The organism is Pseudooctadecabacter sp., assembly GCF_020627745.1.
Lineage (GTDB): Bacteria > Pseudomonadota > Alphaproteobacteria > Rhodobacterales > Rhodobacteraceae > Octadecabacter.
Genome location: NZ_JAHDGE010000005.1, coordinates 133302 through 146962, shown reverse-complemented (window position 1 = coordinate 146962; position 13661 = coordinate 133302). Strand labels below are relative to the sequence as shown.

Annotated in this window: 13 protein-coding genes and 1 pseudogene; 8 read left to right on the top strand and 6 right to left on the bottom strand. The window is 57.6% G+C overall.

All coding sequences use genetic code 11. The features are described 5' to 3' along the window. The 4 genes and pseudogenes from QZ653_RS04165 to QZ653_RS04150 all read left to right on the top strand — a co-directional run. A pseudogene (locus QZ653_RS04165) lies at positions 1-225 on the top strand (tRNA uridine-5-carboxymethylaminomethyl(34) synthesis enzyme MnmG); the annotation flags it as partial. A gap of 2 nt (positions 226-227) precedes the next feature. After that, positions 228-842, top strand: coding sequence for a 16S rRNA (guanine(527)-N(7))-methyltransferase RsmG (gene rsmG, locus QZ653_RS04160; RefSeq protein ID WP_296417860.1), 615 nt, complete (start codon positions 228-230; stop codon positions 840-842). Further along, positions 832-1647: a ParA family protein gene (locus tag QZ653_RS04155; protein ID WP_296417858.1), complete on the top strand. Its 816-nt coding sequence runs from the start codon at positions 832-834 to the stop codon at positions 1645-1647. The genes rsmG and QZ653_RS04155 overlap by 11 nt, the downstream gene beginning before the upstream one ends. Further along, complete coding sequence (locus QZ653_RS04150) at positions 1644-2534, top strand: ParB/RepB/Spo0J family partition protein (RefSeq protein WP_296417856.1); 891 nt, start codon at positions 1644-1646, stop codon at positions 2532-2534. The genes QZ653_RS04155 and QZ653_RS04150 overlap by 4 nt, the downstream gene beginning before the upstream one ends. On the opposite strand, the gene hemW is transcribed toward QZ653_RS04150, so the two are convergent. The 3 genes from hemW to rph are packed head-to-tail and all read right to left on the bottom strand — an operon-like array spanning position 2531 to position 4971. Then, positions 2531-3667: a radical SAM family heme chaperone HemW gene (gene hemW / locus QZ653_RS04145; RefSeq protein WP_296417854.1), complete on the bottom strand. Its 1137-nt coding sequence runs from the start codon at positions 3665-3667 to the stop codon at positions 2531-2533. The two genes, QZ653_RS04150 and hemW, sit on opposite strands and share 4 nt — an antisense overlap. After that, complete coding sequence (gene rdgB, locus QZ653_RS04140) at positions 3660-4268, bottom strand: RdgB/HAM1 family non-canonical purine NTP pyrophosphatase (protein ID WP_296417853.1); 609 nt, start codon at positions 4266-4268, stop codon at positions 3660-3662. The genes hemW and rdgB overlap by 8 nt, the downstream gene beginning before the upstream one ends. Then, positions 4261-4971, bottom strand: a complete 711-nt coding sequence (gene rph / locus QZ653_RS04135; protein ID WP_296417879.1) for a ribonuclease PH — start codon at positions 4969-4971, stop codon at positions 4261-4263. Before rph ends, rdgB begins: the two co-directional genes overlap by 8 nt. 115 nt (positions 4972-5086) lie before the next feature. Between rph and hrcA the strand changes: the two genes are divergently transcribed. Together hrcA and QZ653_RS04125 are read left to right on the top strand one after the other, a co-directional pair. Then, positions 5087-6148, top strand: a complete 1062-nt coding sequence (gene hrcA, locus QZ653_RS04130) for a heat-inducible transcriptional repressor HrcA (protein WP_296417851.1) — start codon at positions 5087-5089, stop codon at positions 6146-6148. A gap of 12 nt (positions 6149-6160) precedes the next feature. Then, positions 6161-6733, top strand: coding sequence for a nucleotide exchange factor GrpE (locus QZ653_RS04125; protein ID WP_296417850.1), 573 nt, complete (start codon positions 6161-6163; stop codon positions 6731-6733). On the opposite strand, the gene mutS is transcribed toward QZ653_RS04125, so the two are convergent. Continuing rightward, the gene (gene mutS / locus QZ653_RS04120; protein WP_296417847.1) at positions 6717-9341 is read right to left on the bottom strand and encodes a DNA mismatch repair protein MutS; all 2625 of its coding nucleotides are present in this window, start codon (positions 9339-9341) and stop codon (positions 6717-6719) included. The two genes, QZ653_RS04125 and mutS, sit on opposite strands and share 17 nt — an antisense overlap. A gap of 122 nt (positions 9342-9463) precedes the next feature. Between mutS and QZ653_RS04115 the strand changes: the two genes are divergently transcribed. Together QZ653_RS04115 and QZ653_RS04110 are read left to right on the top strand one after the other, a co-directional pair. Next, positions 9464-11719 (top strand): NADP-dependent malic enzyme, encoded by a 2256-nt coding sequence (locus QZ653_RS04115; protein ID WP_296417845.1) that lies wholly within the window; start codon positions 9464-9466, stop codon positions 11717-11719. Continuing rightward, positions 11720-12583: a ribokinase gene (locus tag QZ653_RS04110; RefSeq protein ID WP_296417843.1), complete on the top strand. Its 864-nt coding sequence runs from the start codon at positions 11720-11722 to the stop codon at positions 12581-12583. On the opposite strand, the gene msrA is transcribed toward QZ653_RS04110, so the two are convergent. After that, positions 12576-13238 (bottom strand): peptide-methionine (S)-S-oxide reductase MsrA, encoded by a 663-nt coding sequence (gene msrA, locus QZ653_RS04105; protein ID WP_296417841.1) that lies wholly within the window; start codon positions 13236-13238, stop codon positions 12576-12578. The genes QZ653_RS04110 and msrA overlap by 8 nt on opposite strands. Positions 13239-13359: 121 nt before the next feature. Then, entirely contained in the window at positions 13360-13638 is a 279-nt protein-coding gene (locus tag QZ653_RS04100) for an SCP2 sterol-binding domain-containing protein (protein ID WP_296417838.1), read from the bottom strand. Positions 13639-13661: the final 23 nt, after the last annotated feature.

The following is a 13661-nucleotide window of genomic DNA, read 5'->3' as shown; positions in this document are numbered from 1 at the left end:
GCAAAGGATGTTCTTGCCCTTCAGAAAGATGAAAATAAGGTTATTCCCGTCAATTTGTCCTATGATCAAGTCTCCGGTCTATCTACCGAACTGCGGACCAAGCTTGATAAGATCAAACCGGATAACATGGCACAGGCGGCCCGCATTGATGGGATCACTCCTGCTGCTCTGATGCTGATTCTGGCCGAGATCAAACGGCGTGATTTGGCTATGAAGGCATCGTAATAGTGCCTATTGTACAAAATGGCGCTCTCAATGTTTCACGTGAAACAGAGGATAGGCTCAAGGCTTTCGCGTCCCTTCTTGCCAAGTGGACAAGGTCAATTAATCTTATCGCCCCAAATTCTGTTCAAGATCTGTGGGACCGCCATATTCTGGATTGTGCACAGATCTACGACCTCGCCCCGCCCACGTGGAAAAGCTGGACAGACATTGGCAGTGGCGGAGGGCTCCCCGCCGTTGTTGTCGCAATCCTCGACGTTGAACAGCGGCCAATCACACTTGTCGAAAGCGATCAGCGCAAATGTCAGTTTCTGAAAACGGCAAAACGCGAACTGGACCTCAATCTCTCTGTCCATACTGCGCGAATAGATGATATTTCAATTCCGGGAAGCGACATTCTGTCGGCGCGCGCTCTGGCGCCACTCGCGGACCTGCTGAGCTTTTCTGGCAATCTTCTGAGTGCGGATGGCGTTGCGCTCTTTCCAAAAGGCGCAAGGCACCATGAGGAAATTGTTAAGGCGCGAAAAACCTATGACTTTGACGTGATCTGCCACCCCAGTCATACTCACATCGACGCTGCAATTCTGGAAATTTCAAGGATCCGGTCCCGTGAACATTAGTCGCACAACCCATCCAAAAATCATCGCGATCGCCAACCAGAAAGGGGGTGTCGGCAAAACCACCACGACCATTAATCTCGGGGCGGCTTTGGCGAAACAAGGCTGCCGCACGCTGCTGATTGACCTCGACCCTCAAGGGAACGCATCGACCGGGCTAGGCATTGACCCTAGCGACCGAGCGCTGACAACATATGATTTGCTGTCGGGCGAGGCCGGGCCGGCCGAAATTGCGCAGCCCACAAATGTCGAAAACCTGGTCATCATTCCGGCAACCACAGATCTCAGCTCTGCAGATATGAACCTGATATCGAACGAAAAACGCAGCTTCATGCTTCATGACGCGATCCGTCAACCTGATATTGATAAGCTTGATCTGGACTACATATTGATTGATTGCCCGCCGTCTCTCAACATCTTGACGGTCAACGCAATGATAGCCTCTCATTCTGTCATCGTTCCCTTGCAAAGCGAATTTTTTGCGCTTGAGGGTTTGTCTCAGTTAATGCTGACTGTCCGAGAAGTCCGGCAGTCGGCCAATCCGGCCCTGCGGATCGAAGGCGTCGTGCTGACGATGTACGACAAACGTAATAACCTGTCCCAACAGGTCGAAGACGATGCGCGAAGCAATCTGGGCGATATGGTGTTTCAAACGGTGATCCCACGGAATGTCCGGCTCAGCGAAGCTCCGTCATTTGCCCTTTCGGCTATTGACTATGATCCGACATCCAAGGGCTCCCTCGCCTATCTTGATCTCGCCAAAGAGCTGATCAAGCGAACCACACATTCTGATCGGAAAGCCTCATGAGCAGTTCAAAAAAACAAACCCGTGGTCTGGGCCGCGGCCTGTCCGCCCTCATGTCCGACGTCCCCCCGTCCCCGCCTGAGGGCGGCGATGCGACGGTGGCATCAGAACGCCAAATCCCCATTGACCAGATCTATCCCAACCCGGATCAGCCGCGGCGGTCGTTCGATGACCAGGCGATGGAGGATTTGACCGCATCTATCGCTGAAAAAGGGGTCATCCAGCCGTTGATTGTCCGTCGCAAAGACGGCCCCAAAGGCGCGTATGAAATTGTAGCAGGGGAACGCCGCTGGCGGGCCTCACAGCGCGCTCAACTTCACGAAGTGCCCGTCATTGTCCGGGATTTCAGCGATGTCGAAGTTCTTGAGGTCGCCATTATCGAAAACATTCAAAGGTCCGACCTGAACGCCATAGACGAGGCCGCAGGGTACAAGCAACTGATGGAAAAATTCGGCCGTACGCAGGATGAGATGGGCAAGGCACTGGGCAAAAGTCGCAGTCATATCGCCAACGCTGTCCGCTTGCTCACATTGCCGGACTCTGTCCAGTCGATGTTGGCCAAGGGACAGCTGTCCGCCGGACACGCGAGGACGCTTGTCGGCCACCCCGAGGCTGACAGTCTCGCAGCGGAGATTGTCAAAAAGGGTCTATCGGTGCGCGACGCGGAAAAGCTGGCAAAATCGTCGAAATCCAAACCATCCAAAGGCAAGAAAACACCACCCGCAGTGAAAGATGCAGACACTGTTCAGGTTGAAAACGAACTTTCAGCCCAGCTTGGCATGAAGGTCAGCGTGAACCACACAACCGGACAGGAGCACGGTCAACTGGTGCTCCATTACCGTGACCTCGCGCAGCTGGATGATTTGCTGCGTCTGCTCTCCAACGGCTAGTCTGTCAAAAGCTCTTGAATGACTGCGTTCAGGACGGGCCGACCGGTTTCGGTAACCTGTACCTTGGGGCCGATAGAAAATAGAAGATCCATTTCTACCAATTCTTTGATTTTATTACGTTTTTTAGAAATCCAGTCTTCCGGCATATCAATGCCGTCTCGCATCCGAAGGCCCATAAGCACCCGTTCGGATAAAACCTCGTCGTTCGACAGGGCCGTCGTCATTACATCGCCGGTTCCGGTCTTTTGGACCCGTTCCAGCCAGGCTGACGGGGCTTTTGCGCCGATCGTTTCATATCTTTGTCCGTCCCGCGTCAAACGCCCGTGCGCCCCCGGCCCCAATCCGGCCCAGTCCCCCGACGACCAATAAATCATGTTGTGGCGGCTTTCCTGGCCGGGTTTAGCATGATTAGACACTTCGTAGGCCGGCAAACCACTTGTTTGACACAAGGCTTGGGTCACGTCCCACAAATCCGCGCCCAAATCCTCATCAGGCAACCCCCGCAACATGCCGCGTTTGAAGCGCTCGCCGAATGCGGTCCCGTCTTCTATCGTCAACTGGTAGAGAGACAGGTGATCGGGATCAAAAGACAGGGCGCGCTGAAGTTCATCCCGCCAGCCATCGACCGTCTGGTGTTGTCGCCCATAAATCAAATCGAAACTCACGCGATCAAACGTGGATCGTGCAACATCAACGGCGGTCAGGGCCTCCTCGACCGAATGCAGGCGCCCCAAAGCCTTCAGGTCGGCATCATCCAGCGCCTGAACGCCAACAGACACCCGGTTCACCCCCGCTGTACGAAAACCGGCAAAGCGGTCTGCCTCGATGGATGTGGGGTTTGCCTCCAGCGTGACTTCCAGATCATTGGCAAACCGCCAGTGCCGTGCGATCCGGTTCATGATCCGGTCAACAGTGGTCACCGCCATCAGACTGGGGGTCCCGCCGCCGAAAAATACAGAATTGAGGATACGATCCCCTGTCAGACCTGCCATTCGGTCCAGCTCTGCCTCAAAGGCCGTCGCCCAGACGTCATCATCCACAGATGCCACAACGTGGGAATTGAAATCGCAATAGGGGCACTTCGCCTGACAAAACGGCCAGTGCAGATAAATCCCAAACCCGCCCTCAGGCAAAACAGCCCTCGATCAGTTTGGCAAAGGCATCGGCACGGTGGCTGATCCTGTTCTTTTCCCAACGGTCCATCTCGCCGAACGTGATATCATAGCCATCAGGTTGAAAGATCGGGTCATACCCGTGGCCCTGATCCCCGCGCATCGGCCACACCAGTTGACCGGGCATAACGCCTTCAAATACTTCGTCGTGTCCGTCGGGCCATGCCAGCACAAGACAACAGCGAAACTGCGCAAGTCGGGGATGGGCCGCATCCCGCGCTTCCAGTTCTGCCCAAGTGCGCGTCATCGCCATTTCGAAATCGCGGCCGGTTGGCGTTTCGGCCCAGTCGGCGGTGTACACGCCCGGCGCTCCGTCCAGACCATCGACTGTGATCCCGCTGTCATCCGACAGTGCGGGCAATCCCGTGGCCTTTACGGCGGCATGCGCCTTGATCCGCGCATTTCCGGTAAAGGTGGTCTCTGTCTCTTCCGGCTCCGGCAGCCCGTGATCCGCATTGGACGACACCGACACGCCGAACGGGGACAACAAATCCGCGATCTCCTCCAGCTTGCCGCGATTGTGCGTCGCGATCAGCAACTCTTTCCCGTCAAACTTACGCATTCACGGCTGCCAGCTGGGCGGCAGACAATTCCGCAATGCCCTTATCCGCCAGTTCCATCATCGCATTCATCTGGTCACGGCTGAATGTTGACCCTTCCGCCGACATCTGAATCTCGATCAGCTTTGACCCCGACATCACGAAATTTCCGTCAACACCGGCTTCGCTGTCTTCAGGGTAGTCCAGATCCAGAACAGATTGTCCCGCATAAACCCCGCACGACACCGCCGCCACCGGATCGACCAGTGGATCGGACACAACATCGCCCGCCTTCATCAGCTTTTGCACCGCCAGCTTCAGCGCGACCCAACCACCCGTGATTGACGCACAGCGCGTTCCGCCATCGGCCTGAATGACATCACAATCTACGACGATCTGTCGCTCACCCAAAGCCACACGGTCTACACCGGCACGCAAAGACCGCCCGATCAGCCGCTGGATTTCCTGCGTCCGACCGCTCTGGCCATTCTTGGCCTCCCGCCGCATCCGTGTATTCGTCGCACGCGGCAACATGCCATACTCTGCTGTGACCCATCCCAAGCCGGAGTTCTTCAAAAACGGTGGCACGCGGTCATCAATCGTCGCGGTACACAACACATGCGTGTCACCACATCTGATCAGGCAAGATCCCTCCGCATGGCGGGTCACGCCAGTCTCAATTGAAATCGGCCGCATTTCATCTATCTGACGTCCAGAGGGTCGCATCATATGTCCTTTCGTGACTTTCCCCTGTCCGATACGCCGCCTGCCCCTTAATTCCAACCCCGATTGACCTTTCGGCACGCAGGGGCCTATATGCCATCGCCCCAAGGGACCGCCCATGACCGATCAGACGCCCAGCCTTGATGACATGAACGCCCGCTCGCGTGAGGTGTTTCGCCGCGTCGTCGAAGGCTACCTTGAAACCGGCGCACCGGTCGGGTCCCGTACTCTCACGCGGACATTGTCCGAACAGGTCAGTGCCGCGACGATCCGAAATGTGATGCAGGATCTCGAATATCTTGGCCTGCTGGATAGCCCGCATATTTCCGCTGGACGCATTCCAACCCAGCAAGGCCTGCGCATGTTCGTCGACGGCCTGCTCGAGGTGGGCGATCTTGACGGCACCGACCGCGCCGCGATCGACCAGACCATGGGTGGTAATTCGGATGACGTAACCACCCTGCTTGATCGTGTGGGCTCCGCATTGTCGGGCGTCACCCAAGGGGCCAGCCTCGTCCTTGCCCCCAAACACGAAGCGGCTATCAAACATATCGAATTTGTCAGCCTCGCTGCCGATCGCGCCTTGGTGGTTCTTGTGTTCGCCGATGGTCACGTGGAAAACCGCGTCTTCACGCCGCCCCCCGGTCAAACCCCCTCCTCCATGCGTGAGGCCGCGAATTTTATCAATTCCCTCGCCGAAGGCCGTACCCTGACCGAGCTTGGCCACGCCATCTCGCGTGAGATGAAAACGCGCCGTCAGGAAATCGACAGCATCGCACGCGAGCTGGTCGAATCCGGTGCTGCCATCTGGGAAAACAAAGGCGAATCGACGGAACGTCTGATCGTGCGTGGTCGCGGCAATTTGTTGTCGGACGATGACCAGTCCGACCTTGCCCGCATCCGCACCCTGTTCGATGACCTTGAACGCAAGCGTGACATCGCCGAATTCCTTGATCTGACAGAGGCCGGCGAAGGCGTGCGCATTTTCATCGGGTCCGAAAACAAACTTTTCTCACTTTCGGGTTCCTCTTTGGTGGTTTCCCCATATATGAACGCTGATCGAAAGATCGTGGGCGCGGTCGGGGTCATCGGGCCCACCCGCCTCAATTACGGGCGCATCGTGCCCATCGTGGATTACACCGCGCAACTGGTCGGGAAACTGATTTCGGACCGCGGATAAGAAGGCAAAGTTATGGCTGACAAAGAAAACGAATTTCTGGATGACATCATGGCCGATGTGAACAGCGGCCCCGAAGATGAAATGACCCTCGAAGACCTCGCCAATGAGGACGTGGATGAGGCTGTCGTCGATCTTCAGGCCGAGATTGCAGAGCTTAAGAATGCCTACATGCGCGCCCTTGCCGATGCGGAAAACACTCGTAAACGCGCTGACCGTGACCGGCGGGAGGCCGAAAACTACGGCGGGTCCCGCCTCGCCCGTGATCTGCTGCCCGTCTACGACAACCTCGAACGCGCCTTGGCCAACGCCAAAGAAGACGGCAAAGACGGTGACAAAGCGCTGCTTGAGGGCGTTGAACTGACAATGCGCGCTCTGGTCGAGGTGTTCAAAAAGCACGGCATCGACCCGATCCGCCCCGAAGTGGGCGATAAATTCGATCCGCAGCACCACGAAGCCATGTTCGAAGCGCCCGTGCCCGGAACCCAAAAGGGAGACATCATACAGGTGTCCACCACCGGTTTCATGCTGCACGACCGCCTGCTGCGCCCCGCGCAGGTCGGTGTGTCCTCTACTCCGAAGTCCTGACCAAACCCCTCAGCTCGTAAATCAGGTCCAACGCCGCCTTAGGCGACAGATCATCGGGCAAGACATCCTTCAACCGCGCCTCCACCTCGGACGGCGCGGTTTTTGTTAAAGCGGGCGTTGGTGTGGCACTAAACAATGGCAAATCGTCAATAACGGCCTTTTGTTTGCCTTCCCGTTCGCCCTTTTCCAAAGCCTCCAACACCACCTTTGCGCGGTCGACTACGGCGCTGGGCAACCCTGCCAACCGCGCCACCTGCACGCCGTAAGATCGATCCGCCGTTCCGCGTTTCACCTCATGAAGGAAAATTACATCCCCTTCCCATTCCTTAACCGTCACAGTCGCATTCGCCACCGCGTCCAGCTTATCGGACAACTGCGTCATCTCATGGTAATGGGTCGCAAAAAGCGCCCGGCAGCGGTTCACGTCATGCAGATGTTCTAAAGTTGCCCACGCAATCGACAATCCGTCATAGGTCGCCGTTCCGCGTCCGATTTCATCCAAAATGACCAGCGCGCGGTCATCCGCTTGGTTCAGGATTGCCGCAGTCTCGACCATTTCGACCATAAAGGTGGACTGCCCCTTACTCAGGTCATCTGACGCCCCGACGCGGCTGAAAATCTGGCTCACGACGCCGATATGGGCCTCCGTCGCGGGCACAAATGCCCCCATCTGCGCCAAAACCGCGATCAAAGCGTTCTGGCGCAAGTAGGTCGACTTACCCGCCATGTTTGGACCGGTCAGCAACCAGATCGATTCTTGCGACAGGTCACAATCATTCGCGACGAAAGGCGTGCCGGTGGGCTTCAAGGCGGCTTCAACCACCGGATGCCGCCCGTCTGTGATCACAAATTCCCGCCCTGACGACATGGCAGGCCGAACCCAGCCCTCTTCCCGGGCCAGCCGTGCTAAAGCGGCGTTCAAATCAAATTCTGCCAGCCCGCGCGCCAGTTCAAAAAGGGCCGGGGCCTGATCCAGAATAGCATCCTTCAGGCTGGAATAGAGTCGCTTCTCGATTTCAAGACATTGACCTCCCGCATTCAAAATACGTGTTTCCAGCTCCGACAACTCCACTGTTGTAAACCGCACCTGATTGGCCGTCGTTTGTCGGTGAATAAATGTCTCTGACAAAGGCGGCGCCAGCATTTTGGTCGAATGCGTCGCCGTCACCTCGATGAAATAGCCCAGCACATTGTTGTGCTTGATCTTTAACGCGGCAATCTCGGTTTCTTCTGCGTAGCGCGACTGCATTTGCGCAATGACCGAACGTCCTTCGTCGCGAAGCGATCGAAACTCATCCAGCTCGGCCGCATATCCGGCCGCTATAAATCCTCCGTCCCGCGCCAATAGCGGCGGCTCTGCCACCAATGCAGCGTCCAATAGGTCCAGAAGCGCGTCCTGCCCCGTCAAACGTTGCGCCGCTTGTCCCAAAATTTCCGGTGTGTCCTCGGGCAGCGCATCGGCAATCACCGCTGCCTGCGCAATCGCGCCCCGCACCGCCGCCATGTCACGCGGTCCGCCCCGATCCAGCGAAAGCCGTGACAACGCGCGGTCCAGATCGGGTACTTCGCGCAATCTGTCTTCCAACAACGCGGCAACATCGCCATGGTCCAGACACCACGCAACCGCATCATGTCGCGCCCCGATCAATCCCAAATCCCGCGAAGGTGAGGACATCCGCCGTTCCAGCAGCCGCGCCCCGCCGGACGTCAGTGTCTTATCGACGACGGACAACAAAGACCCTGACCGACCACCTGACATTCCGTGGGTTAGTTCCAATGACCGCCGCGTCGCCGCATCAATCTGCATCGCCGCATTCCGTGCCTCACGCACCGGTGGGCGCAACAGCGGCAATTTCCCTTTTTGCGTGATATCGAGGTATTCAACCACTGCCGCCATCGCCGCAACCTCAGCACGGGAAAATGCACCAAACCCGTCGAGAGATGACACGGAATAGACCCTATTCAACCTCTTTTCACCGTTTGTGCTGTCAAATGCCGCATTGCCCAGCACCGTCAACGCCGCGCCGGACTGTTCCACAATCCCGCCAAAACCGGCCTCACCGCTTTCGGCCAGCAAAACCTCTTTCGGGGTCAACCGCGCCAGCTCAGGTCCCAACCCCGCAGCATCGCATCCCAGAACCGAAAACGCCCCGGTTGAGATATCGACCCAAGCCAAGGCCCCCTCCCCGCGCACATCCGCATAAGCCGCCAGAAAATTGTGGCGCCGTGCATCGAGCAGTGAATCTTCGGTCAGCGTCCCAGGCGTGACCACCCGCGTCACCCCGCGTTTGACGACCGCCTTATACCCGCGCTTCTTCGCCTCGGCCGGGCTTTCTAGCTGTTCGCACACCGCAACACGGTGCCCTTTGCGGATCAGCGTCAGTAGATATCCTTCGGCGGCATGAAATGGCACGCCACACATGGCAATATCTTCACCCAGATGCTTGCCCCGTTTGGTCAGCGCAATGTCCAGCGCCTCCGCCGCCTTAACGGCATCATCGAAAAACAGCTCATAAAAGTCGCCCATCCGGTAGAACAGAAGGGCGTCCGGATGATCGGCCTTAATCTCAAGGTATTGCGCCATCATCGGCGTCACGGTGCTGCTCATGGATCCCCCCGGATACTGCCCCCGCAACCTATCCAGCCAATGTTAGCGACGAAAGTGCAAAATCCGGCGGTTGCCGCCCGTAAGGCCGACCCCTATCAATATCATGTCAAAGGGAGGCCCACATGGCGAATACGAAGATCACCCGCGAGGACGCGCTTGCGTTTCACCTCGAACCAACACCCGGCAAATGGGAGATTAACGCAACCGTCCCCATGACGACCCAGCGTGACCTATCGCTGGCCTATTCCCCGGGCGTCGCCGTGCCGTGCGAAGACATCGCCGCAAACCCTGAACTGGCCTATGACTATACCAACAAAGGCAATCTGGTCGCGGTCATTTCGAACGGCACAGCGGTTCTTGGGTTGGGTAATTTGGGTGCATTAGGGTCGAAACCGGTCATGGAGGGCAAGGCCGTCCTGTTCAAACGTTTCGCTGATGTAAACTCCATCGACATCGAACTCGACACCGAAGACGTCGATGCGTTCTGCAACGCTGTGAAGCTTATGGGCCCGACCTTTGGCGGAATTAATCTTGAGGACATCAAGGCCCCCGAATGCTTCATGATCGAACAACGTCTGAAGGAAGAAATGGACATTCCCGTCTTTCACGATGACCAGCACGGCACCGCTGTCATCTGCGCCGCCGGTCTGATCAACGCGCTGCACATCTCGGGCAAGAAAATCGAGGACGTCAAGATCGTGCTGAACGGCGCCGGTGCGGCGGGCATTGCCTGTATCGAACTCCTCAAAGCGATGGGCGCGCAACACAACAACTGTATCGTCTGCGACACCAAGGGCGTGATCTATCAGGGTCGCACCGAAGGCATGAACCAGTGGAAATCGGCCCACGCCATCACCACCGACCTGCGCAGTCTTGAGGACGCGATGAAGGACGCAGATGTGTTTCTTGGTGTGTCCGTCAAAGGGGCCGTCACCCCCGACATGGTCCTGTCCATGGCCGACAACCCTGTCATTTTCGCCATGGCGAACCCGGACCCCGAAATCACCCCCGAAGAGGCGCATGAAGTGCGCGTTGATGCCATCGTCGCCACCGGACGCAGCGATTATCCCAATCAGGTGAACAACGTCCTCGGTTTTCCGTACCTGTTCCGCGGTGCCCTCGACATTCACGCACGCGCCATCAACGACGAGATGAAGATCGCCTGCGCCCATGCCCTTGCCCAACTCGCACGTGAGGACGTGCCTGATGAAGTCGCCATGGCCTATGGCAAAAAGCTGACCTTCGGGCGGGATTACATCATCCCCACGCCTTTCGATCCCCGCCTGATCCACGTTGTCCCCCCTGCCGTCGCCCGCGCCGGCATGGATACCGGCGTTGCACGACGTCCGATCGTGGACATGGACAGTTACGAACTCGGCCTGAAAACGCGGATGGACCCCACCGCGTCCATCCTGCGCGGGATCAACGCCCGTGCCCGCGCAAACCAGAACACGGTCGTCTTTGCCGAAGGCGACGACCCCCGCGTGTTGCGCGCCGCCGTTCAGTATCAGCGCTCCGGTTTTGGACGTGCGTTGGTGGTTGGCCGTGACAAGGACGTCAAGCAAAAGCTTGAGGCAGAGGGTTTGGGCGATGCCGTCCGCGAACTTCACGTTGTCAACGCCGCAAACACCGACCACCTCGAAACATATAAGGAGTTTCTTTACGACCGCCTGCAACGCAAGGGCCACGACCGGCAGGACATTCACCGCATGGCCTCCCGCGATCGGCACGTTTTTGCGTCTCTGATGTTGGCGCACGGCCATGCCGACGGTATGGTCACGGGTGCGACCCGTAAATCCGCCCATGTCCTCGAACTGATTAACCATGTGTTCGACGCTGGCCCCCATGATGGTGCTGTCGGTGTGACCGCGCTGCTTCACAAAGGCCGCATTGTGTTGATCTCAGACACTCTGGTCCACGAATGGCCCGATGAAAACGACCTTGCCGACATCGCCGAACGCGGCGCAGATGTTGCGCGCACCTTGGGCCTTGAACCCCGCGTGGCGTTTCTGTCGTTCTCCACCTTTGGCTACCCCGTGTCTGAACGGGCCGAAAAGATGCACATGGCCCCCAATGTCCTCGATGCGCGGGGGGTGGATTTTGAATACGAAGGCGAGATGACGGTGGACGTCGCCCTCAACACCAAAGCGCAGGAGGCATATCCCTTCCAGCGTCTCACCGGTCCCGCCAATGTTCTGGTCGTTCCCGCACGGCACTCTGCCTCCATTTCCGTAAAGCTTATGCAGGAAATGGCAGGGGCGACTGTTATCGGGCCGATCCTTGCAGGGATCGACCGTCCCATTCAGATCTGTTCCACCGTCAGCACGGTGAACGATATCCTTAACATGGCGGTCCTCGCCTCAAGCACGGCCAAGTAGATGACGATCTGGAACCTTGGCGGCATCAATGCCGATCACATCTATGCCGTGCCGCATATTCCTGCGCCTGGTGAAACCCTCGACGGGTCGGATCACAGTGTCTATCTGGGCGGAAAAGGCGCGAATATGTCTGTCGCCGCTGCCCGCGCTGGCGCACATGTGCGCCATATTGGCGCCGTGGGGGAGGACGGGAAATGGACGGTGGATCGGTTGATGGAATACGGCGTCGACACCCGTGCCATCACAACCGTGACCACGGATACCGCACATGCCATTATTTTCGTCGCCGAAGACGGCGAAAATGCGATTATGGTCTATCCCGGCGCCAACCGCGCTATTCCGGCGGACCATCTGAAACAGTCTCTGACACAGGCCGAAACCGGGGATTGGTTCGTTTGCCAGAACGAAGTGAATCTTCAGGAAGATGCGATCAAACTCGCTCGCGATATGGGGCTTAATGTGGCTTACGCGGCGGCCCCTTTCGACGCTGTGATCACAAAATCACTTCTGCCATATCTGGATTTCCTGATCCTGAACGAGGTCGAGGCTCATCAACTGAAACAGGCCACCGGCCACGGGCCAGCCGACCTGCCGGTCACAGACGTTATCGTTACTTTAGGGTCGAAAGGGGCCACATGGTTCGGGGCGCACGGGCAAACCGACATCGCCGCCCATCCGGTTGACGCTGTTGACACAACAGGGGCAGGGGACACATTCACCGGCTACACCTTGGCCGGTCTGGATCGGGGCCAGCCAATGGAACAGGCCCTGAAAACCGCCGCCAAGGCCTCCGCGCTGATGGTGACACGCCGTGGCACCGCCGATGTCATCCCTGATCTGGCCGAGGTTCAGGCGTTCAGTTGATAAACGGGGCATCCGCGCCCCAGACCTCCTCGACCCGTTCATCGCGGCGGCAGGCATCGCGGTAAAACTGATACGCCTCTTCCTGCGTCTTCACGCCTGCGCGGGTCAGCAGCCGGGTTTGGCCTTTGTAGTAATCCTGATGATAGGCTTCGGCGTCATAAAACGGGGCGGCCTGCAAGATGGGCGTCACAACTGACCGTCCCAACTCTGCTTCTGCCGCAGCCTTGGCTGCGCGTGCCGCATCAAGTTGCGCTTGAGTAGAGACAAAAATCGCCGTGCGGTAGCTGTCCCCGCGGTCACAAAACTGTCCACCTGCATCCAGCGGATCGACCGACCGGAAAAACAGATCGTAAATCTGACGTTCGGTAATCTGGTCACGATCAAACCGGATTTCGACCGCCTCGTAATGGCCGGTATTCCCGCCCGTCACTTCACGATATGTCGGATTCTCGGTCGTTCCGCCGGTGTAGCCCGATGTCACCTCACGCACGCCGCGCACTTTCTCGAAATCCGCCTCGACGCACCAGAAACAGCCGCCCGCAACGATGATCGTCTGCATATCACGCGCCTCGGCCTTACCGGCGTGCAACAACGACGCGATCCCGATGACCACGGCCAGCGCGACAGTCTTCAAATTTCTTATGGACGAATTCATCGGCGTATCTCCTTTTGCGGCAAAGCATCGGGGCAACGGACACGCATTGCAATTCATCAAACGGACAAGTCACGCCAACTTTACCGCACGATGGCCACCCAGCCATACGTTTGCCATACCGCTAAAGCAGGTCTTTCAGGCGCATTGCCACCGCCGGATTGCCGCTGATCTTGATCTTGCCCAGCGCCAGCGCTGTCATAGGGTTCAGCTTGCCACCCAGCAGCTTCAACAGATTTTCGCCCGACAGTTTTAACGTGCAATCCGCATCGCGGTCGACGCCTGTGGCACTGCCATCTGCCAGCACAATGACCCCGTCCGATCCGCAATCAAACTTGAGGCTTCCCTCAAACGGTTTGGTTTCCAACGCCCGTTGAAGTTTCGGCAACAGATCAGCCAGCATATTGATTTCCCAAATAAAAACGC